This window comes from Mesorhizobium sp. M1A.T.Ca.IN.004.03.1.1 (assembly GCF_003997555.1).
GTDB lineage: Bacteria > Pseudomonadota > Alphaproteobacteria > Rhizobiales > Rhizobiaceae > Mesorhizobium.
Genome location: NZ_RZTV01000002.1, coordinates 144,193 through 165,250, shown reverse-complemented (window position 1 = coordinate 165,250; position 21,058 = coordinate 144,193). Strand labels below are relative to the sequence as shown.

Sequence of the window (21,058 nt, the reverse complement as noted above, 5' to 3'; positions counted from 1 at the left end):
AATCCGGCTAAGACAATCAACTGAATGGGGGCAAGATGCTGTTTTTCGTTGTCGAGGATTTTCGCGGCTGCGACCGCAAGGAAATCTACCGGCGGTTCCGCAATCGGGGCCGGCTGAAACCGGACGCGCTTGTCGTTCACCATAGCTGGATCGCAGGCGACATGAGCCGCTGCTTCCTGCTTGTCGAGGCCGATGACGTCACGCTGCTGCAGCGTTGGGTCATCGAATGGGCCGATCTGGTGGAGTTCGAGATCGTTCCGGTAGCAACCAGCAAGGACATGGTCGCGGCCCTGGCCGGGCATCTCTGACTGCTAGGCACCGAGCGCCGGCGACCTGACCGCGCGCACGCATTCCGCGATCAGCCACTCGCGAAACGCCGCCACCACATCGCGCCTTGCGCTGCGTTCAGGGATCGTCAGGCAATAAGGCTGGCGCAATTCCAGCGCTCGGGCAACCGGCCGGAGCAGCCTGCCGTCTTCCAGCGCCCGGGCGCAGTAGATGCCTTGCGCCAGCGCCACGCCCAATCCCGACATGGCGAGATCGAGTGCGGCCCGCGACGAGTTGGCCGAAAGCCCGCGCTGGGCCGACCGGCCCGGCGCGATGCCCCCCGCCTCGAGCCAGTTGCGCCAGGACGGAAAGGCAGCACCGGTCGGGCCCCAGTCGGTGTGGATCAACGGCAGGCCGGCGAGAGTTTCCGGCTTGGCTGCGCCGGCAAGGCTGGGCGCGCAGACGGGATAGACCGCATCCCGGGCGATCTCCTCGGTCGGATGCTCGCGATAGTGCCGGCCGTAGGATAGCCGGATGTCGACCATCTCATGGTCGAACGGCACAGGGTCGTCCTCGCCTCTCAGCGAAATATCCGCGGCGCCGTGGCTGGCGACAAAGCCGGCGAGGCGTTCGGAAAGCCAGCCCATCGCCATCGAAGGCGGCACCGAGATGACGAGCCTCGGCCGGAACGCATCGCCGCCTACATCCCGCGCGACGCTGCCGATTTCCTGGAAGGCCATGGTAAGCCTCGGCAACATCTCGACGCCGGCTTCGGTGAGCAGGACGCGCCGGTTGACGCGGTGGAACAACTTGCGGCCCATCTGTTCTTCCACGGTGCGGATGAGCTGGCTGACCGCCGCCGCCGAAATCGACAGCTCTTCCGCCGCTGCGGCAAAGCTGCCGCTGCGCGCCGCCGCCTCGAAGGCTTGAAGTCCGCGCAGGGAGGGAAGTGCGACCATGGCGACCCCGAAAAGATAAGCTAAGCTTATCTATTTTGCAGAATTCCTCGTTTTTCGAAAGCTTTCTTTCTGCAGTACGGTAGCCTCATGAGCGCCATCGACCACACCATCGACCACCGCGACGTCATCGCCTCGCTGACCAATGAGGAGCGCAGCCGGCTGACCGGCAAGTCCGATCTGCCGGGCATCATCCAATTCGCCGTCCATCTCGGCGCCATCGTCGCTCTCGGCGCGCTGATCGCGGCCAAGGTGCCGTACTGGCCGGTTCTGATGCTGCCGCAGGGCATCCTGATCGTGTTCCTGTTCACGCTGCTGCATGAGACCGTGCATAGGACGGCCTTCGAAACGCAGTGGCTGAACGATGCCGTCGCGCGGCTCTGCAGCCTGGCGATCGCGCTGCCGGCCGACTGGTTCCGCTATTTCCATTTCGCCCATCATCGCTTCACTCAGGACCCGCAGAACGATCCGGAGCTGGCTTTCCCGAAGCCCGAGACCTTGCGACAGTACATCGTCCATGTGTCTGGCCTGCCGGTGTGGTGGGGTCATTTCAAGACGCTCTACAGAAATGCCAGCGGCCGCTGCCGGGACAGCTATGTGCCGTCGAAAGGCTTGCCGAAAGTCCAGGCCGAAGCGCGGGCGATGATCGCCTTCTACCTCGTCGTGCTGACGCTTGCGATCTCGCTCAAGGCGACAGTGCTCCTCTACATCTGGCTCGTACCGGCGCTGCTCGGGCAGCCCTTTCTCAGGCTTTATCTGTTGGCCGAGCATGGCCGCTGCCCCTTCGTCGCCAATATGCTGGAAAACACCAGGACGACGCTGACCAACTGGCTCGTGCGCAAGCTCGCCTGGAACATGCCCTACCATGCCGAGCACCACGCCTATCCGGGTGTGCCGTTCCATCAATTGCCGGCTTTTCATCGGCTGATCGCGCGGCATCTCAAAGTGGTAGAACCCGGCTATGTGAGCTTCCACGAGAAATATTTCGAGACGCTGCGCTGACCGGTGCCTGGCATCAACCGGATCGGCGAAGCTTTTCCTGCGAGCGCAGCAGGCGGCTCATCTCCGAGGCCCTGGCCGGCGCGCCGATCAGAAAACCTTGCGCCTCGCCGCAGCCGGCCTTGCGCAGCATGTCGAGCTGCGCTTCGGCCTCGACGCCTTCGGCGGTGACGGTGATGCCGAGCTCGGCGCCGAGCCCGATAACCGTGCGCACGATCGCCGCCGTGTCGCGCTTGTCGAGATCGTGGATGAAGGAGCGGTCGATCTTGATCTTGTCGACCGGGAAGCGCCGCAGATAACCGAGCGAAGAATAGCCGGTGCCGAAATCGTCGAGCGCGATGCGCACGCCGAGCCCGCGCAATTGCCCGAGCGTCCTCAGCACGCTGTCGCTCTCGTCCATCATCACCGTTTCGGTGATTTCGAGTTCCAGCCGGCTTGCTGGCAGGCCGGAAAAGGCGAGCGCCGCAATCACGCTGCGGGCGAAGCCGCCGCTCTTGATCTGGGCCGCCGAGACGTTGACCGCCATGCGCACGTCCTGCGGCCAGCCTGCCGCCACGCCGCAGGCCTTGCGCAGCGCCCAGTCGCCGAGCTGCACGATCAGCCCGGTTTCTTCGGCCGCGGCGATGAAGTCTTGCGGCGGCACCAGCCCGCGCGACGGCGAGCGCCAGCGCATCAGCGCTTCGGCGCCGACGATCTCACCGGAGGCGATGTCGAGAATCGGCTGGAAATCCAGTTCGAACTCGCGCCTCGGGAGTGCAGCTTCGAGGTCGGCCTCGAGCGCCAGGCGCTCCCGCACCATGGCATCCATGCCCGGCTCGAAGAAACGGTAGATGTTGCGCCCCTCGCTCTTGCCCCGGTAGAGCGCCATGTCGGCATTGGTGAGCAGCGTATCCGCATCCTGCCCGTCGCTGGGATAAAGCGCGATGCCGAGGCTCACCCCGACATGCATTTCGCGGCCCTTGTCGCGATAAGGCTTGCCGATCACCTCGATAATGCGCTTGGCCAGCTTTTCGGCGTCGACCGCGTTTCTGATATTGGATTGAATGATGGCGAATTCGTCGCCGCCGAAACGCGCCACCACGTCCTTGTCGCTGCGCAGGCAGCGCTGCAGGCGCTCGGCCACCCTTTTCAGCAGCCAGTCGCCTGCCGGATGCCCGAACGTATCGTTGACGGCCTTGAAGCGGTCGAGGTCGAGCGAGAAGATCGCCACCGGCGCGGCCTTGGCCTCGCTCAATGCCTGGTCCAGGCGCTCGCGGAACATCGAGCGGTTGGGCAGGTTGGTCAGCGTGTCGTGATGCGCAAGATGCGTCATGCGCTCTTCGGCGCGGCGACGCTCGGTAACATCGTCGAAGGTCACGACCCAGCCGCCGCCGCTCATCGGCTGCCGAACCACCAGAAAAGTCCTGCCGTCGGCAAGATAGCGGTAAGCCGACTGCATTTTCCCTGCTCGCAGGCAGGCTTCGGTCCTGGTGACTTCGCTGTCGACGTCGATCTTGGTGTAGATGCCGAGTTCCAGCAGTCGTTTGAGCGCGTCGCGGTGTGTCGTTCCAAAAGGGAAATCTGTCGCGGCGACTTTGTAGAGCTCGAGAAAGCGCTGATTGCGCACGATCATCTTGCCGTCGGCGTCATACATCAGCAGGCCTTGCGACATGTTGGCCAAAGCGGCGTCGAAGCGGCGATGCTGCTCCTTCAGTTCCTCTTCGGAGCGCCGCTGCACGGTCACGTCCTCGTAGATCGACACCCAGCCGCCGGAGGCCAGCGGCCGATGCGAGATGACGATGATGCGCCCGTCCGCCAGCGTCTCCTCATAAGTCGAGGGCTTGGCGCCGTCGATATAGGGTTTGCGGACGGCGTAGAGCTGCTCGGCGGTTTGCGAGGCGATGCCGATTTCGACGCTGTGCTGCAAGATGTCGAAGAAGCGAATGCCGGGCTTCGTGACTTTGGCGTCGAGGCGGAAGAGGTCGATGTAGTTTCGGTTGCAGATGATCATGCGCTCGTCGGCGTCGAACATGCACAGGCCATGCGACATGTTCTCGACGGCGGCCGAAAAGCGCTCGTTTTGTGCGCGAAGTTCCTCCGCTATTCGTCGAACCGGGCCAATACCGGTTGCCTTCCGCCTGACTGCGGCCGAACCAGCCTTGACATGAGCAACGGGCATGAACGCGCCTGCCGACCGTGACTGAACAGTTTACTGTCGTGGCCGCCGGTTAATTTAGCGTTCTTTTATTTGACGGAATTGGCAGCGAGAAAAGGCTGGCGTTTAGCTTCCAGCGCCGCGAATCGTTTCAGAAATGCCGCCTGCGCCCAGGTCACCGAGCGTGGAGTGAAGTCGAAATGGTCGGCGGAAAAGCTGCGCGGCCGGCCGAAATACTCCGTCGCCTCCGCGGTCGAGAAGCCGGCAAGCAGCGTCGCTTCGTAATAGGCGGCGATCTGGTCGGCGCGCTTGATGTCCTTGCGCAAGGTGGAACCGAGCTCGGCCGGCAGCGAGAAACGTTGATGGATGGCGCGCTGCAGCCTGAGCTCGCAGTCCTTGTAGGAGCCGCCCATCACCGATTTGAAGGGGGAGATCATGTCGCCGATGACATATTCGGGCGCGTCGTGCAGCAGCGCCGCGAGCCGCGCCTCGGCGGAGGCGGCCGGCACCAGCTCACCATAGAGTGCCTCGACCAGCAGCGAATGCTGAGCCACCGAAAAGGCGTGCTCGCCGCTGGTCTGGCCGTTCCAGCGGGCGACGCGGGCGAGGCCATGCGCGATGTCGGCGATCTCGATGTCGAGCGGCGAGGGGTCGAGCAGGTCGAGCCGCCGGCCGGACAGCATGCGCTGCCAGGCGCGCGGCGGCGCTCCCGCCCTGTCGGCCGCCATCAGGCCTCCTCCGCGCTGACGGTGTCTTGCGGGAAGGAGAATTTCGCCCAGCCCGGGATGGCGAGCGTCACCGGGACGTCGCCGGCCATGATCGGGTCGCGGGCATCGAGCGCTGCCTTGACGCGGTCGATGCGGGCGATGGCGAGGCCGCGTCCGCCGCTTACCGAACCCAGCGTGCCGACCGGCCGGCCGGCGACGGTGAGCTCGGTACCGGTCGCAGGCAGGGAACCCTCGGCTGTGGCGACCAGCACGCGGCGTCGCGCGGTGCCGCGATGCTGCATGCGCGAGACGACTTCCTGGCCGACATAGCAGCCTTTCTTGAAGCCGACGCCGCCGGTCTCGTCGAGCAGAACGTCATGTGGGAAAGCGTCACCGAGCTGGTAGTCGCTGCCGCTTTCGGCGATGCCGTTGGCGATACGCAGGGCCTGCCATGCGCCGGCATCGCCGCTGTCCTGAACTGCGCCCTCATATGTGCGCCTGACCTCCACCTCGCGGAAGCGCGTGTCGGCGAGCGAAGTTGAATTGGCAAGTGAGGCGGTTGAATCATCGCCCCATGCAACCGTGACAAGCGCCTGATCCTGCTTGGCAATCTCGGCCTTTGCCCTCAGCCGGTAAAGCATCAGCCGGCGCACGAAGTCATCGGCTATGTCGGTCCGGCATTCCAGCCGGAAGCCGTTCTCGCCGGCGCGAGAGATGAGAAAATCGAACAGGATCTTGCCTTGCGGCGAAAGCAGCGCGCCGGGCTTTGCCTCGCCGGCGCCAAGCGCATCGAGATCGGTGGTGAGGATGTTTTGCAAAAAATGTTCGGCATCCTGGCCTGACACGGAAATGAGCGCGCGGTCTTTCAGCAGGGCAAAGGGCATGGGCGTGAAGTCGGCCTGATCTTGCAAAAATGATGGTCATTACGTAAGCCGGCCACACTCCCCCCGCAAGAGATTGGACCAGTCCATGGCAACCACCTTCGACCTCATCCTGACAGGCGGCACGGTAGTCAACCATGACGGGGAAGGCCGGCGCGATGTCGGCGTGAAGGCCGGGCGTATTGCCGCGATAGGCGATCTCGGCCAAGCGTCGGCCGGCGAAACGATCGATTGCACGGGCCTGCACATCCTGCCCGGCGTCGTCGACAGCCAGGTGCATTTCCGCGAGCCGGGACTGGAGCACAAGGAAGATCTGGAAACCGGGTCTCGCGCCGCGGTTTTGGGCGGCGTCACCGCGGTCTTCGAGATGCCCAACACCAATCCGCTGACCACCAGCGAGGCGGCCCTTGCCGACAAGGTGCGGCGCGCCACCGGCCGCATGCATTGCGACTTCGCTTTCTGGGTTGGCGGCACGCGCGACAATGCCGGCGATGTCGGCGAGCTCGAGCGGCTGCCAGGAGCTGCCGGCATAAAAGTCTTCATGGGCTCGTCCACCGGCGACCTGCTGGTCGAGGACGACGAAGGCGTCGCCTCCATCCTGCGCAATACCCGCCGCCGCGCCGCTTTCCACTCCGAGGACGAGTTCCGTCTGCGCGAGCGGCTCGGTCTGCGCGTCGAGGGCGATCCCTCGTCGCATCCTGTCTGGCGCGACGAGATCGCGGCGCTTCGCTGCACCGAACGCCTGGTGCGCATCGCGAGACAGACGCGCGCGCGCATCCATGTGCTGCACATCTCGACGGCCGAGGAGATCGTTTTCCTCGAGCGGCATAAGGACGTCGCTACATGCGAGGCGACGCCGCATCACCTGACGCTCTCAGCTGACGACTATGCGCGGCTCGGCACGCTGATCCAGATGAACCCGCCGGTGCGCGCGGCGCGCCACCGCGACGGCGTCTGGCACGGCATCGCGCAAGGGATCGTCGATGTGCTGGGGTCCGACCACGCGCCCCACACGCTGGCCGAGAAGGCCAAGCCTTATCCTGCCTCGCCTTCGGGCATGACGGGCGTGCAGACGCTGGTGCCGATCATGCTCGACCATGTCAACGCCGGCCGGCTCACTTTGCAGCGTTTCGTCGATCTCTCCAGTCACGGTCCGCAGCGCATCTTCGGCATGGCGGGAAAGGGCCGCATCGCCGCCGGCTACGACGCCGATTTCACCGTCGTAGACCTGAAGCGCCGCGAGACCATCACCAACGCGCAGGCTGGCTCCAAGGCGGGCTGGACGCCCTATGACGGCAAAGAGGTCACCGGCTGGCCGGTCGGCACCATCGTGCGCGGCAACCGGGTAATGTGGGACGGCGAGATCGTCACGCCCGGCCAGGGCAGGGCGGTGGAGTTTTCCGAGGCGCTGGCGGCTTAGGCCACGTTGGATTTCTTAAGCGCGCCCTGCATTATGAGTGCCTGCAGCTGCGGGAACTTGCCCTCGTCGATTTTCTTGTCGAAATGCCGACGGTGGGAGCCAATGCGATTCCGGCTCTGCGAGAGGAGGCAGGCCGCAGACCAAAATTGGCAAGGGATGAGCTTCTGGCTCAATCCCCGGCGACGAAGAACAGCCACTGGCCGGCGGGCGTGATGCCGACGCGATAGAAGATATAGGCGCCGAACTGCTTCATGTCGTCATAGTCGCTTGCGGTGACGAGCTTGAACAGCTCGACGCGCTGCCTGGGATCCAGCTTGTCGAGCGGCAGCGCGAAGAAATACGGCCAGACATAGAGCTCCTGCGGCGTGCCGGTGTCGACATGGACATAGCCGGCGCTGAGCACCTCTTCCAAAATGGCGAGAATCTCCTGGCCGTCGCCGTCGCCGGAGAGTCCCTTGAGGAAAGCGACCGGGTCGCCCTCGATGTCGCCGAGCGAAAGCTGCGTCATGGATTCGCCCGAGCCGATCAGCGGCCGAAGTTTCTCGATATCGCCGCTCTTGCAGGCCTCAATGATCAGGCCGTGCATGCGTTTGACCGGTTCGGGAAGCTTGTCGAGGTCGTAGACGACGGGCGGCGGCGGCGAATCCGGGTCGGAGCGCGGGCTGGTGATGCCGCCGCTGCCGGTTGGCGCTTCCGGCGCGCTCTTGTCCGTCTCGTCGGCCGGCTGGCTGTTGTCGGAGGGTTTGGTGCCGGGCGCGGCCGGCATTGGCACGGTGGTCCCCGGAGCGGTCGTTTCGTCACTGGTGGACGGAGTGACCGGCGAAGGCAACTCCTCGCGTTGGATCTCGCTTAGCGCATAGCAAGGCGTGCTGGCGAGGCAGATTGTCAATGGCCCGGCGCAGGAAGCAGTGATCCAGATGCCGAGGGCCAGCCCGCGCGGCCTGCCTGCCAACGAAAATCTCACCCCTTGCCTCTCCATGGTTCCGGGCTCGCTAGGGCAATTCCAGAAAACTGTGCAATGGTTTCCGTCCGGAATTGCGAAATACTAATGGCTAGGCGGCGGGTATGATGCCCAAACGGCGCGTCGCCGTCAAAAGCAGCCAAAGCGGGCGGGCTAGTGCCTGAGCCGTTCCGGCTCGAACGCGCCGGAGATCACCTTTTCGCGCATGCGGTCGAGCAGGGCCAGCGCTGAGGTCTCACCATTGGCGCGCAGCATCTCGCCGAAGGCGGTTTCCAGCGCAGCCTCGGCGATGATTTCGGGCTCGATGCCGGCCGACAATCCTTCCGCCCAGGCTTCGCTGTGGCTCTCCACGGCGGTCAGGCGCTTTTCTTCCCTGACCAACGCGTCGATGTCGCTGACGCCATGTTCCATTGCGATGTCCACCTTTTCAAGCGTCGGTCCGGCAAGGCACCGGGCTTGACTTGCCAGTTCATGCGCTGCTCGTACAAGTGCTTGTAAATACGACATTTCTGCAGTCGCAATCTACATATCGAGCAAGGCTGCGATCAATTCCGACCGAGCTTAGCCGATTAGACCAGCTTGCGGCATTAAAACCTTCAGTTTGAGTTAATTCCGCATTTGTCCACTAACGTTTCATTAACATTGTTGCACAAGCGCAACAGATGATTGCACCAAGGCGCAGCCTGATACAATAAGGCCGGCCACATTGGAGCGATTTGTCGGTGGATAGTCGCGATCGATGCCGGTCCTCAATTCCCGTAGCGGGAAGCGATATCGCGCGACAGCGTCTCGCCTTCCTTCATGTAGCGGGCAATGGCCTCGGTGGCCGAAGGCGTGCACTGCGTGTAGGTGCCGCTGAAGGAGCGGTAGCCGCGATTGAAGGAGGCGATGAAGCGGGCGCGCCGGTTGGGATCGGGATTTTCCGTCTCAAGCAGCTTTTCCATCTCCAGCCGCCACTGGTCGCCTTTCTCGCCGCAGAGATTGCGCAGGAAATGCAGCGAACCCAGCACCTCGGCAAGCCGCATCAGCCCGGGCTCGAACGGCGCCTCGGCCGGCGATGCCGGCTGCACCGTGACGGCCATGCTGATGGCGAGGCTTGCGGCGAGAAAGGGGGAGGCGCGGGTCATCAGGGCCTTGCGATGGAAGAGCAAGGCTTTGTGGCGAAACATTTTGTCGCCTGCAAGGCCATTCTGGGGTCACCGCTCGGCGGCTTGCACAGGGCCAAGCAACTCCTCGGCAACTTCAAACACATCGCCCGCCAGCGGCATCGCCGCCATTTCCGCCAGCGTGTAGAACGCCGCCGTCTCGGCGTCATCGCTCGCTGCCGGCTCGCCGCCGACATAGGCCGCGCCGAACACCGTCAGCAGATAGTCGACCGCGTGGTGCTCAGCGCGGCCGTCGATATGGATGTCGCGCAGCGGGTGGTAATCCTTCGCCTGGAGCCCGGTTTCCTCCTTGAGTTCGCGCGCCGCGGCTTGCGCCAGCGTCTCGCCCGGCTCGACCTTGCCGCCGGGATACGCGTAGAGCCCTTGCGAAGGCGGCCGCGCCCGCTTGACCAGCAGCACCGTCTTGCCGCGCACGACGGCGACGGAGACTGCCGGGATAATCTTGCGAACCTTGTTCATGCGTTGCGAATCGCGCCGGCTGCCAGCTTGGTTGTGGACCGGACAGCTTTAGCGGTTGCGGCGCGGCGGTTCCATCGCCACTTTCATGGCGATCCCGACCGAAGAGCCAATCCATGTGCGGACGCTTTGCCCTGACCGCCTCGCCGGACCAGACCGCCGCCATTCTTGGCCTGGCGGAGCTGGAGGCGTTTCCGGCCCGCTACAATATCGCTCCGACGCAGCCGGTGCTGATGGCGTTCGCCGGTCCGCCAAGAGCGCCAGGCTCGAACCTGCCTGACCGCCAGGCGATGCTGGTGCGCTGGGGGCTGATCCCGACTTGGGTCAAGGATACGAAGGAATTTCCGCTGCTCTTCAACGCGCGCTCGGAAGGCGTGCTGCAAAAGGCATCGTTCAAGACCGCCATGCGCCATCGTCGCACGCTCGTGCCGGCCTCCGGCTTTTATGAATGGCAGCAGTCGGGGAGCGCCAAGAGCCAGCCCTACTGGATCCAGCCGCGGCGGGGCGGGGTGATCGCCTTCGCCGGTCTGATCGAGACCTATGCCGAGCCGGGCGGTTCCGAGATGGACACCGGCGCGATCCTCACCACGCGGGCCAACGCCGGCACCGCCCATATCCACGACCGCGTACCGGTGGTGATCGAGGAACGCGATTTCGCCCGCTGGTTGGATTGCCGCACGCAGGAGCCGCGCGACGTGCTCGACCTCCTCAAGCCCGCCGAGCCCGATTTCTTCGAGGCGATTCCGGTTTCCGACCTCGTCAACAAGGTCGCCAACACCGCGCCGGAGATTCAGGAGAGGGGCATGGTCGGGCCTCACCCCGACAGGGTCAGGCGCCAGAAACCCGGCGCGGACGAAAACCAGATGACCCTGTTTTAGCGAAGGCTGCTAGCGGAGGCCTTCCATCTCCAGGACGAGCATTGGCGTCGCCCTCATTGCCGGCACTCCGATCTTCGGAGACTGCGCCGGTCCTGCCGTTTCAGGCGGCGCGCGGCGAGATGATCTTCTGCGCCGGCTTCTTCTTCTTCGCGGTGTGAAGAAGGGCTGCGACGATGGCCGCAGGGCCGATCGCGCGGTAGTGGCTGGCGAGCGGCTGTTGCGCCGGTCGGCTTTGTTCTTGCTTACTTCGAGGCATTGTTCTCTTCCCTGGTAACGTTTCGTGTCTGGGTTTGGTGGTCGATTCGGACCAAATCGTGACGTTTGGCGGTCTAGTCCGATAATGTTTCATCACTGTGCCGAGATGCTTAATAAAATGTTTCGGCCCGTTTTTACCTGTGATGGAACGACAGCTTTCCCGAGTTGAGCGACTTGACGGCAACACCTGCGGGCGCGATAAAGCCGGCCATGAAAACGTCTTTCGCCATTTGTGGCATTTGCATTATTGGCTAGCCTCCCGCTGGTCCGGACGTTTTCGCCTTATCTTCCCCTAGATTGGACAAACGCCCCGGCCAGCAGGCTGGAGCCCGATTTGCGCCCGCGCGCGGGGAGGCTCCGTCCAACATAAGGGATCGGAAGAGCACGAATGTCTGACGCATCGAAGGGCCTCAGCCTTTACAACACGCTGACGCGGGCGAAGGAGCGTTTCGTTCCGATCGATCCGCAAAACGTGCGCATGTATGTTTGCGGCCCGACGGTCTACGACTTTGCCCATATCGGCAACGCGCGGCCGGCGATCGTCTTCGACGTGCTGTTCCGTTTGCTGCGCCAACTCTATGGCGAAAAGCACGTCACGTATGTGCGCAACATCACGGATGTCGACGACAAGATAAATGCGCGCGCCCTGCGCGATTTCGGCGCCGAGATCGAAGTCGGGACGCTTTCGCTGAACGACGCGATCCGGCGCGTCACCGAAAAGACCGCCGACCAGTACCACAAAGATGTCGCGGCACTCGGCTGTTTGGAGCCGACCCACGAGCCGCGGGCGACCGAATTCGTCGCGCCCCGCGCCGACGGCAAGGCCGACATGCTGTCGCTGATCGCGCAGCTGATCGAGCGCGGCCACGCCTATGTCGCCGGCGGCGAGGTGCTCTTCGACACCGCCTCGATGCCCGATTATGGCGAGCTTTCGAAGCGCAATCTCGACGAGCAGCAGGCCGGCGCCCGCATCGCCGTCGACGCCCACAAGAAGAACCCGGGCGATTTCGTTTTATGGAAACTCTCGACGCCGGAAGAGCCCGGCTGGGAAAGCCCGTGGGGCAGGGGCCGTCCGGGCTGGCACATCGAATGCTCGGCCATGTCGGCCGCCTATCTCGGCGAGGTCTTCGACATCCATGGCGGCGGCCTCGACCTGATCTTCCCGCATCACGAGAATGAGATCGCCCAGTCGCGCTGCGCCCACGGCACAAACGTCATGGCCAATTTCTGGATGCACAACGGCTTCCTTCAGGTCGAGGGCCAGAAAATGTCGAAGAGCCTCGGCAATTTCTATTCGATCCATGAGCTCTTGGAGACCGAGACTTTCGGCGGCAGGAAATGGCCGGGCGAGGTGCTGCGGCTGGCTATGCTGATGACGCATTACCGCGAGCCGATCGACTTTTCCGTGCGCAAGCTGGAGGAGGCGGAAAACACGCTGCGCAAATGGAAGCGTGCGGCCGATCTAGCGCCCGCGGCGGCGGGGGACCTGCCGGCAGACGTGCTTGAGGCGCTGTCCGACGACCTCGCCACCTACGCTGCCTTTCAGCGATTGACGCAGCTTGCCGGCGAGGCGGTGGAGTTCACTGGCGCCGGCGAGAACGCCGCCGCGGCTTCGCTGAAAGCGGCGCTTTCCTTCCTCGGCTTCGACGTCGGCGCAGCGAAGGTGGACGAAACCGTGATCGCTGAGGCGATCGCCAGGCGCCTGAAGTTCATCGCCGACAAGAATTGGGCTGAGGCCGACCGCATCCGCGACGAGCTTCTGGCGCAGGGCGTTCAGCTCAAGGACGGCAAGGATCCTCTCACCGGCCAGCGGGTGACGACCTGGGAGATCAAGCGGTGAGGGTGGCGCAGGGGATCGTTTCAGGACTGGCGGAGGCGCCGGTGACGTCCAATCTCCCCCCTTGCGGGGGAGATGTCCGGCAGGACAGAGGGGGGTGCGAAGGAACTCCAGGGTTTGAGTTTTCCCACTCACACACCCGCTATTCCCTAGGAGGGCAGCACTCTCTCGTTGCTACGTCGGCGGGACAGCACCCCCCTCTGTCCTGCCGGACATCTCCCCCGCAAGGGGGGAGATTAGCTCGGGCGTGCGATTTCGTTAATCCCAAACGTGAGGGCGTGTAGCTATGGGCCACGACCTCGTTCCATCCCGTCAGCGCAATAACGCCAAGTCCATGCGGCGTGCCATGACGGATGCCGAGCTGAAACTTTGGAACGAGTTGCGTGCCCACCGCTTGATGGGCATGAGCTTCCGGCGGCAGGTGCCGATCGGACCTTATATCGTTGATTTCGCGTGCTCGGCCCATCGCCTCATAGTCGAGGTCGATGGCAGCCAGCATGGCGATGCGGAACACTTAAACCGTGACGAGGCAAGAAGTGGCTATCTAGCTGCAAGCGGCTGGACCATCCTGCGCTTCTGGAACGACGACGTGATCCGCGATATCGACAATGTCTGCCAGCACATCGTCATTGCGGCCGGCCTGGCCGGCGCCGAAGTGCCTGAGACCGCAACGCAGGAGCTCGTTCCATGATCGATCATCTCGGCATCAGCGTTTCCGATTTCGAAAAGTCCAAGGCGTTCTACGACAAGGCGATGGCGCCGCTTGGCGCTTCGCTGCTCTACATGGTGCCGGAGGAATATACCGGCGGCGCCAAGGTCGGCGGCTATGGCCGCGACCGGCCGGTGTTCTGGCTGAGCGCGGGCAAGGAGAAGCCGAAGGACCATCAGCATGTCGCCTTCACCGCGCGCAGCCGCGCCGAGGTCGACGCCTTCCATGCCGCGGCCCTTGCGGCCGGCGGCAAGGACAATGGCGGGCCGGGGCTGCGTCCGCATTACCACCCCAATTATTACGGCGCCTTCGTCTTCGATCCCGACGGCAACAATGTCGAGGCGGTCTGCCATGATCCGGAGTGAGCTCGATGGGAGGGATCGATGAGCCTTGATAACCGGCCGGTCTATACGGGCGGGTGCCAGTGCGGCGCCGTGCGTTTCCGCGTTGAGGGCGCCCTGGGCGATGCCTCGGTCTGCCATTGCCGCATGTGCCAGAAGGCGAGCGGCAATTTCTATCTGCCGCTGGTCTCGGTGCGCGGCGCCAGGCTGGACTGGACGCGCGGCGGGCCGAAGCGCTTCCGCTCGTCCAGCGCGGCATGGCGCGGCTTCTGCGCCGAATGCGGCACGCCGCTGACCTTCGAGGCGCCGGACGGCGTGGCGCTGGCGATCGCCGCCTTCGACGACCCGGCCGGCATCGCGCCAACCATCCAGTGGGGCGTCGAAGCGAAGCTTCCCTATGTCGACGGCGTTTCGAAACTGCCCTCCGAGGAGACGATGGGCGATATTTCGTCGGCGCCTTATCTCGCCGAGCTCGTCTCCTATCAACATCCCGATCACGACACGGACCAATGGCCGCCGGAGGAAAAACCATGACCGATGAAATTCGAACCGGCGGCTGCCAGTGCGGCGCCGTGCGCTTCCGCGTCCACGGCAAGCTCGGGCGCCCGTCCATCTGCCATTGCCGCATGTGCCAGAAACAGTTCGGCAATTTCTTTGGCGCCCTGGTGACGGTGCCGAAGGATGGCGTCGAATGGACCCATGAGGAGCCGAGCTATTTCCAGTCCTCGGTCAACATCGATCGCGGCTTCTGCCGCCGCTGCGGCACGCCGCTCACCTACCGCCAGCCGGGCGGGCTGGAGATCGCCATCGGTGCCTTCGACGAGCGTTCGGACCTCGCGCCGCAGATCCAGGTCAACTACGCGGTGCGGCTGCCCTGGGTGGAGAAGATCTTCGAGGCGCCGGTCCACGACGACCCCGACTACTATCGACGGCAGGAGCAGATCATCTCCTTCCAGCATCCCGATCACGAGACGGCCAACTGGCCGCAGCAGGGACTGAAACTATGACGATCCACAGCAGCTCCTTGCGCACGCTCTATCCCGAGATCGAGCCGTTCGAAACAGGCATGCTCGATGTCGGTGATGGCCACACCATCTATTGGGAGCGCTGCGGCACCAAAGGCGCCAAGCCAGCCGTGTTCCTGCATGGCGGCCCTGGAGGCACGATCTCGCCCAAACACCGGCGGCTGTTCGACCCGAAACTCTACGACGTCATCCTGTTCGACCAGCGCGGCTGCGGCAAGTCGACGCCCAACGCCTCGCTGGAAGCCAACACCACCTGGCATCTCGTCACCGACATCGAACGCCTGCGCGAGATGGCGGGCTTCGACAAATGGCTGGTGTTCGGCGGCTCGTGGGGCTCGACGCTGGCGCTCGCCTATGCCGAAACGCATCCCGAGCGCGTCAGCGAGCTCGTCGTGCGCGGCATCTATACGCTCACCCGCGCCGAGCTCGAATGGTACTATCAGTTCGGCGTCTCCGAGATGTTTCCCGACAAGTGGGAGCGTTTTCTCGCGCCGATCCCCGAGGCCGAGCGCGGCGACATGATGGCCGCCTACCGCAAGCGGCTGGTGGGCACCGACCGCAAGGCGAAGGTCGAGGCGGCGCTTGCCTGGAGTCTGTGGGAAGGCGAGACGATCACGCTTTTGCCGGAGCCGGAAACCAGCACGCCTTTCGGCCAGGACGACTATGCCATCGCCTTCGCCCGCATCGAGAACCACTATTTCGTCCATGCCGGCTGGCTGGAAGAAGGACAGCTGCTGCGCGATGCCTGGAAGCTGAAGGATATCCCCGGCACCATCGTCCACGGCCGCTACGACATGCCGTGCCCGGCGCGCTATGCCTGGGCGCTGCACAAGGCCTGGCCGAAGGCGGATTTCCACCTCATCGAAGGCGCCGGCCACTCGTATTCGGAGCCGGGGATTCTGGACCGGCTGATCCGGGCGACGGATAAATACGCCGGCAAATAACCGTGCAGGTTTGTGCTCTACGGCGCCCCCGGCGCGAAGGATCGCGACTTTTCGAGCTACAGCCATGACAAAGCAACGCCTCTACCTCTTCGACACCACGCTGCGCGACGGCCAGCAGACGCCGGGCATCGACTTTTCCGTCGAGGACAAGATCGCGATCGCCAAGCTGCTCGATGAGTTCGGCATCGACTATGTCGAGGGCGGCTATCCCGGCGCCAACCCGACCGACACCGCCTTCTTCCATCAGAAGCGCACGGAACGCGCGAAATTCGTCGCCTTCGGCATGACCAAGCGGGCAGGGGTTTCGGCCTCCAACGATCCGGGGCTGGCGGCGCTGGTGCAGTCGAAGTCGGACGCGATCTGCTTCGTCGCCAAGAGCTGGGATTATCACGTGCGCGTGGCGCTCGGCTGCACCAACGAGGAGAACCTTGAGTCGATAAAGGTCTCGGTCCAGGCGGCGGTCGCCGCCGGCAAGGAGGCGATGGTCGACTGCGAGCATTTCTTCGACGGCTTCAAGGCCAATCCGGATTACGCGCTGGCCTGCGCCAAGACGGCCTATGATGCCGGGGCGCGCTGGGCGGTGCTATGCGACACCAATGGCGGCACGCAGCCTTCGGAAGTGCGGGCCATCGTCGAGAAGGTGATCGCGGGCGGCATCCCTGGCGACCATCTCGGCATTCATGCCCATGACGACACCGGCCAGGCGGTGGCGAATTCCCTTGCCGCCGTCGAGGCCGGTGTGCGCCAGATCCAGGGCGCGCTGAACGGCATCGGCGAGCGCTGCGGCAACGCCAATCTGGTCACAATCATCCCGACGCTCGCGCTCAAGCCGGCCTTCGCCGACCGCTTCGAGACAGGCATTTCGGCCGAAGCACTGACCGGCATTTCGCGGCTCTCGCGCGCTTTCGACGAATTGCTCAACCGCGCGCCGGAAGCTCAGGCGCCCTATGTGGGCTCATCCGCCTTCGCCACCAAGGCCGGCATCCATGCTTCGGCGCTGGCCAAAGAGCCGGCGACCTACGAACATGTGCCGCCGGAAGCCGTCGGCAACCGCCGCCGCGTCATGGTCTCCGACCAGGGCGGCAAGGCCAATTTCCTCGCGGAATTGAAGCGGCGCGGCATCGACGTGCCGAAGGACGACAGCCGGCTCGATGCGCTCATCGCCATCGTCAAGGAGCGCGAGGCCGAAGGCTACGCCTATGAGGGCGCCGACGCCTCCTTCGAGCTCTTGGCCCGCAAGATGCTGCACGGCCTGCCGGAGTTCTTCAACGTCACCTCGTTCCGCTGCATGGTCGAGCGCCGCTTCGATGCCAACGGCAACCTGAAGACCGTGTCCGAGGCGATCGTGAAGGTGATTGTCGACGGCGAGGAGAAGATGTCGGTGGCCGAAGGCCACGGCCCGGTCAACGCGCTCGACATCGCGCTGCGCAAGGATCTCGGCAAGTATCAGAACGAGATCGTCGACCTCGAGCTCGCCGACTTCAAGGTGCGCATTCTCAACGGCGGCACCGAAGCCATCACCCGAGTGCTGATCGAATCGCACGATTCCACCGGCGCCCGCTGGTGGACGGTCGGCGTATCGGAAAACATCATCGACGCCTCCTTCCAGGCGCTGATGGATTCGATCATCTACAAGCTGATGAAGAACCGTGATATGGCTGGCTTAGTCGCGGCGGAGTAGGTTGAACCATCATCAAAAGTCCATTGATCCATCAGAATTTTGCGATGGTCTTGGACGGTCCCCTGGGCCATAGCGTTGGGCCATGGTCACCGCAACAGCCGATCTCGATCAAGACGCCAAGGCCCGCCGCGGCTTCCTTTTGGCCCTCGGCGCCTATTTCCTCTGGGGGCTGTTGCCCTTCTACATGAAAGCGGTGGCGCACCTGCCTCTGATCGAGGTGATCTCGCACCGGATCGTTTGGTCGGTACCGATCGCCGCTGCCGTGCTGGTCTGGGCCGGCCGCACCGCCGACTTTAAGGCCGCGATCCGCTCGCCAAAAAGCCTCGCCATGGCGGCGCTGACGGCGACGCTCATCTCGGTCAACTGGGGCATCTATGTCTGGGCGATCGCAGTCGACCGCACGGTCGAGACGGCGCTCGGCTACTATATCAACCCGCTGGTCAGCGTGGTGGTCGGCGCCGTTCTCCTCGGCGAACGGCTCGACCGGCTGCAGATCGCGGCGGTGGCGCTGGCCGCCATTGCGGTGACCGTGCTTACTGTCGAGGCCGGCAAATTACCCTGGGTATCGCTGGCATTGGCCTTCTCCTTCGCCGCCTACGGCTTCTTCCGCAAGACGCTGCCGATCGGGCCGAGCCAGGGCTTTCTGCTTGAAGTTCTTTTGCTGTCGGTGCCGGCGCTTTGCTACATTGCCTACCTGATCGCCGCGGGACAGGACCATTTCATCTCCAGCACCGGCGCCGACACCGCGCTGCTGATCGGCTGCGGCCCGGTGACCGCGGTGCCGCTTCTGCTCTTTGCCTTCGGCGCCAGGCTTTTGCGCCTCTCCACCATCGGCATCATGCAATACATCGCGCCGACCATGGTGTTCCTGATCGCCGTCTTGATCTTCGATGAGCCATTCGGCAGCACGCAGGCCATAGCTTTCGCCCTTATCTGGACTGCGCTGGCCATGTACAGCTGGTCGATGTTCAGAGGGCGCGAGGTTCGCCAGGCGGGTCCCGCGACGAGGTGAGGGCGGCAAATGTACCAGCTTTATATCGGCAACAAGAACTATTCGTCCTGGTCGCTGCGGCCTTGGCTGCTGATGCGGACCCTCGACATTCGCTTCGAGGAGCGGCTGACGCCGTTCCCGACCGGTTCAAGTTTCAGCCTCTTCCGGTCATTCTCGCCGAATGGCCGCGTGCCCTGCCTGGTCGACGATGGCTGGGCGGTGTGGGACTCGCTCTCGATCGTCGAATATCTGGCAGAGCGGCATCAGGGCGTTTGGCCGGCCGATGCGAAAGCGCGCGCCTGGGCGCGCTCCGCCACCGCCGAAATGCATTCGAGCTTTGCCGCGCTGCGCAATGACTGCCCGATGAGCTGTGGCGTGCGCGTCAAGCTGGCATCGATGTCCGATGCGCTGAAGCACGATCTCTTCCGCCTGGGCGACTTGTGGAACGACGGCCTTGCGCGATTCGGCGGACCGTTCCTTGCCGGAGACCACTTCACCGCGGTCGATGCCTTCTTCGCTCCGGTCGCTTTCCGGGCACAGTCCTATGGACTGGCATTCGAGGGCGCCGCCGCTGCTTATCCCAAGCGGTTGCTCGATCTCGCTGCCATGCGCGAATGGTATGCGGCCGGTCTCGCCGAGACATGGCGCGAGCCGGACCATGAGGCGGAAGTCCGCGCGGCCGGTACGGTCGTCGAGGATCTGCGCGCAAGCGCATAGGACGCTAAACCCGGCCCAGCCGCCGCACGACCATGTAGACGATGCCGGCGACGACGACCGCTATCGCCGTCACCACCCAGAAGCCGAGCGCCGTGTCGACCAGCGGGAGCCCGCCGACATTCATGCCGAACAGGCCGGAGATGATGGTCATCGGCAGCAGCACCGCGGTCATGACGGAGAGGATGTAGAGCAGCTGGTTCGACCGCTCGGTCAGCTTCGCCATCAGTTCGTCCTCCAAAAGCCGGGTTCGCGCCTGCAGCTGCTCGCCGTCGTGATGCAGCGTATGCGCGCGGTGCGAGAGCCTTGCCGCCATGTCGCCGGTCGCTTCCGCTATAAAAACACGACTGAACAGTCCTACTCCTGCTGTCCCGCCAACGCCGCCTGAACGGCCGCCATTCCGGGATCGCGACCCTTGAGCAGATCGTCGATTGACCATGGCGCGGCAATGTCGGGCTCCAGCGTCTTGAGCGCAACCGGCTTGCGGCCCTTGCCTTTGTCGATGGTGGCGACAAGCACGGGCGTCGTGCCCGTGGCGGAACTCGGTTGCGCCATGCCGACGAAACAATCGGCGTAGGCCTTGCAGCCGTTTTGAAGGTCATAGCGCTGCGTCGCGGACTGCAGCATGAGGCCCGAATGCGGCAGCGTCACCTGCTGCTGATCGGCGAAGAACATCATGCGGTCGCCGGGCGCTTCGCCGACCAGTGTGACCCTGTCCCCGCCAGCCTGCTTGAGATAGGCGACGTCGACAATTCCCGCCGAAAAGGTAATCGGGCTTTCCAGCACGAACAGCCGTCCCGGCGGTTTGACGCGGGACGGCCAGGAACTGAGGACATCGCGGGTCAGCATCAAGTTGCCGCCGGTGTTGAAGCGCATGTCGAGGACGAGGTTCTTGCGGCCGAGACGGACCCGGGCGGCTTCGACCTCAGCCAGGAAATCGGCGATCTTCCCGGTCTTGCCGTCGACGTTGCGCCTGATCTCGGCGACGACGCCATCGAGTTCGGGCGCATCGCGCCAGCGGAAAGGCTGTTCCTGATCCTGCAGGGGCCAGGGCGCGCTTCCCTTGGGAAAAATCTTCACCCAGTCGCGGCGCTGCGGCTCCGGGGCGAGCTTGCGGTCGATGATGCGGCCGTCGGGCGCCTGGAAACGAAAGGTCGCGTCGCCGGCGGCATTGGCGAGCCCGAGCGCATGCAGCAGGTCGGGCCGGACGATCGCGTCGGTCGCCTCGATGTCTCGCCATGCCGCCACGCCGCCATGCAGGCTGCGCAGCGCCGAGGAGACTTCAGCAGCCGGATGGCCGTCGATGCCGGCGAGCCGGCTGCCCAGCAGATCGCTGTTTTGCGGGCTGGCCGCTATGACGTAGAAGGCGCCGTCGATGGGCAGCAAAGACATCGCCACACCATTGGCGCGCGGCAACTTGCAGGTCGTGTGACCATTGTCGGCCAGTGCCGCGATCTGGCAGAGATCGACAGCGAAGACGGTCGCGTCGGTCGGACCTGCCGCGGTTTCGAGCGCCTGCAGCCGCGATGCCGCTTCCACGCGGGCGGCGCTGGAAAAAGACTTGTCGACATCGAGAAAGTCATGGCGGAAGACTTTCAGATCCTCGACCTGTGCGTCATGCGAGGTGACCCCGTCCGGACTTTGCGCGGTCGCGTGGCCGAGCGCCAACAGGCTGAGCAGGGGCAAGGCGAGCAGCCGGGCAAAGGTCATGGCTTCCCTCTTCGATCGCGATCCGG

General features: G+C 64.2%; 24 protein-coding genes. 13 read left to right on the top strand and 11 right to left on the bottom strand.

Translation table 11 applies throughout. The annotated features are described in order from the left end of the window. Positions 1–35: 35 nt before the first annotated feature. On the top strand, positions 36–308 hold the full coding sequence (locus tag EOD29_RS06750) for a DUF3303 family protein (protein ID WP_127216105.1): 273 nt from the start codon (positions 36–38) through the stop codon (positions 306–308). A 3-nt stretch (positions 309–311) separates the two neighbouring features. Here the strand turns inward: EOD29_RS06750 and EOD29_RS06745 are convergent, their stop codons facing one another. Further along, positions 312–1,226 (bottom strand): LysR substrate-binding domain-containing protein, encoded by a 915-nt coding sequence (locus tag EOD29_RS06745; RefSeq protein ID WP_127246238.1) that lies wholly within the window; start codon positions 1,224–1,226, stop codon positions 312–314. Between the two features lie 108 nt (positions 1,227–1,334). Here EOD29_RS06745 and EOD29_RS06740 point away from each other — a divergent pair, with 108 nt between their 5' ends. Continuing rightward, on the top strand, positions 1,335–2,225 hold the full coding sequence (locus tag EOD29_RS06740; RefSeq protein ID WP_067321245.1) for a fatty acid desaturase family protein: 891 nt from the start codon (positions 1,335–1,337) through the stop codon (positions 2,223–2,225). A gap of 13 nt (positions 2,226–2,238) precedes the next feature. Here EOD29_RS06740 and EOD29_RS06735 read toward each other — a convergent pair whose 3' ends face one another. The 3 genes from EOD29_RS06735 to EOD29_RS06725 all read right to left on the bottom strand — a co-directional run bounded on the left by EOD29_RS06735 (position 2,239) and on the right by EOD29_RS06725 (position 5,947). Then, the gene (locus tag EOD29_RS06735; protein ID WP_245475265.1) at positions 2,239–4,251 is read right to left on the bottom strand and encodes an EAL domain-containing protein; all 2,013 of its coding nucleotides are present in this window, start codon (positions 4,249–4,251) and stop codon (positions 2,239–2,241) included. 194 nt (positions 4,252–4,445) lie between these two features. Next, a complete protein-coding gene (locus EOD29_RS06730) occupies positions 4,446–5,084 on the bottom strand; it encodes an HD family hydrolase (RefSeq protein WP_095781517.1) in 639 nt (212 codons plus the stop codon). Continuing rightward, on the bottom strand, positions 5,084–5,947 hold the full coding sequence (locus EOD29_RS06725; RefSeq protein WP_127246237.1) for a folate-binding protein YgfZ: 864 nt from the start codon (positions 5,945–5,947) through the stop codon (positions 5,084–5,086). The genes EOD29_RS06730 and EOD29_RS06725 overlap by 1 nt, the downstream gene beginning before the upstream one ends. 85 nt (positions 5,948–6,032) lie before the next feature. On the opposite strand from EOD29_RS06725, the gene EOD29_RS06720 reads away from it, so the two are divergent. Then, on the top strand, positions 6,033–7,364 hold the full coding sequence (locus EOD29_RS06720) for a dihydroorotase (RefSeq protein WP_127246236.1): 1,332 nt from the start codon (positions 6,033–6,035) through the stop codon (positions 7,362–7,364). Positions 7,365–7,533: 169 nt separating this feature from the next. On the opposite strand, the gene EOD29_RS06715 is transcribed toward EOD29_RS06720, so the two are convergent. The 4 genes from EOD29_RS06715 to EOD29_RS06700 form a co-directional block, all read right to left on the bottom strand. Next, positions 7,534–8,328 (bottom strand): hypothetical protein, encoded by a 795-nt coding sequence (locus EOD29_RS06715; protein WP_127246235.1) that lies wholly within the window; start codon positions 8,326–8,328, stop codon positions 7,534–7,536. A 150-nt stretch (positions 8,329–8,478) separates the two neighbouring features. After that, a complete protein-coding gene (locus EOD29_RS06710; protein WP_066997401.1) occupies positions 8,479–8,736 on the bottom strand; it encodes a hypothetical protein in 258 nt (85 codons plus the stop codon). A gap of 338 nt (positions 8,737–9,074) precedes the next feature. Beyond that, on the bottom strand, positions 9,075–9,452 hold the full coding sequence (locus EOD29_RS06705; RefSeq protein ID WP_127246608.1) for a TIGR02301 family protein: 378 nt from the start codon (positions 9,450–9,452) through the stop codon (positions 9,075–9,077). Positions 9,453–9,521: 69 nt separating this feature from the next. Then, positions 9,522–9,950, bottom strand: coding sequence for an NUDIX hydrolase (locus EOD29_RS06700; RefSeq protein ID WP_127215599.1), 429 nt, complete (start codon positions 9,948–9,950; stop codon positions 9,522–9,524). A gap of 113 nt (positions 9,951–10,063) precedes the next feature. Between EOD29_RS06700 and EOD29_RS06695 the strand changes: the two genes are divergently transcribed. Next, the gene (locus tag EOD29_RS06695; RefSeq protein WP_127246234.1) at positions 10,064–10,825 is read left to right on the top strand and encodes an SOS response-associated peptidase; all 762 of its coding nucleotides are present in this window, start codon (positions 10,064–10,066) and stop codon (positions 10,823–10,825) included. Positions 10,826–10,925: 100 nt separating this feature from the next. On the opposite strand, the gene EOD29_RS06690 is transcribed toward EOD29_RS06695, so the two are convergent. Next, on the bottom strand, positions 10,926–11,081 hold the full coding sequence (locus EOD29_RS06690) for a hypothetical protein (RefSeq protein ID WP_082953737.1): 156 nt from the start codon (positions 11,079–11,081) through the stop codon (positions 10,926–10,928). A 387-nt stretch (positions 11,082–11,468) separates the two neighbouring features. Here EOD29_RS06690 and cysS point away from each other — a divergent pair, with 387 nt between their 5' ends. From cysS to EOD29_RS06645, 9 genes are all read left to right on the top strand, one after another. Then, entirely contained in the window at positions 11,469–12,920 is a 1,452-nt protein-coding gene (gene cysS / locus EOD29_RS06685) for a cysteine--tRNA ligase (RefSeq protein ID WP_127246233.1), read from the top strand. A 283-nt stretch (positions 12,921–13,203) separates the two neighbouring features. Beyond that, positions 13,204–13,608, top strand: a complete 405-nt coding sequence (locus EOD29_RS06680) for a DUF559 domain-containing protein (RefSeq protein WP_127246232.1) — start codon at positions 13,204–13,206, stop codon at positions 13,606–13,608. Next, positions 13,605–13,991: a VOC family protein gene (locus EOD29_RS06675; protein WP_095800105.1), complete on the top strand. Its 387-nt coding sequence runs from the start codon at positions 13,605–13,607 to the stop codon at positions 13,989–13,991. Before EOD29_RS06680 ends, EOD29_RS06675 begins: the two co-directional genes overlap by 4 nt. Before the next feature lie 18 nt (positions 13,992–14,009). Beyond that, positions 14,010–14,501 (top strand): GFA family protein, encoded by a 492-nt coding sequence (locus tag EOD29_RS06670; protein WP_095823668.1) that lies wholly within the window; start codon positions 14,010–14,012, stop codon positions 14,499–14,501. Next, positions 14,498–14,974: a GFA family protein gene (locus EOD29_RS06665; RefSeq protein ID WP_127246231.1), complete on the top strand. Its 477-nt coding sequence runs from the start codon at positions 14,498–14,500 to the stop codon at positions 14,972–14,974. Before EOD29_RS06670 ends, EOD29_RS06665 begins: the two co-directional genes overlap by 4 nt. Continuing rightward, positions 14,971–15,936: a prolyl aminopeptidase gene (pip, locus tag EOD29_RS06660; RefSeq protein ID WP_067321175.1), complete on the top strand. Its 966-nt coding sequence runs from the start codon at positions 14,971–14,973 to the stop codon at positions 15,934–15,936. Before EOD29_RS06665 ends, pip begins: the two co-directional genes overlap by 4 nt. 64 nt (positions 15,937–16,000) lie before the next feature. After that, positions 16,001–17,617, top strand: a complete 1,617-nt coding sequence (gene cimA, locus EOD29_RS06655; protein ID WP_127246230.1) for a citramalate synthase — start codon at positions 16,001–16,003, stop codon at positions 17,615–17,617. 82 nt (positions 17,618–17,699) lie between these two features. Further along, on the top strand, positions 17,700–18,629 hold the full coding sequence (gene rarD / locus EOD29_RS06650) for an EamA family transporter RarD (protein WP_127246229.1): 930 nt from the start codon (positions 17,700–17,702) through the stop codon (positions 18,627–18,629). A 9-nt stretch (positions 18,630–18,638) separates the two neighbouring features. Continuing rightward, positions 18,639–19,325 carry a glutathione S-transferase family protein gene (locus tag EOD29_RS06645; protein WP_127246228.1) on the top strand — a complete coding sequence of 229 codons (687 nt, stop codon included), beginning with the start codon at positions 18,639–18,641 and terminating at the stop codon, positions 19,323–19,325. A 4-nt stretch (positions 19,326–19,329) separates the two neighbouring features. On the opposite strand, the gene EOD29_RS06640 is transcribed toward EOD29_RS06645, so the two are convergent. Next, positions 19,330–19,638 (bottom strand): CorA family divalent cation transporter, encoded by a 309-nt coding sequence (locus tag EOD29_RS06640; protein WP_245466721.1) that lies wholly within the window; start codon positions 19,636–19,638, stop codon positions 19,330–19,332. A gap of 41 nt (positions 19,639–19,679) precedes the next feature. Beyond that, positions 19,680–21,032, bottom strand: a complete 1,353-nt coding sequence (locus tag EOD29_RS06635) for a hypothetical protein (RefSeq protein WP_127246227.1) — start codon at positions 21,030–21,032, stop codon at positions 19,680–19,682. Positions 21,033–21,058: the final 26 nt, after the last annotated feature.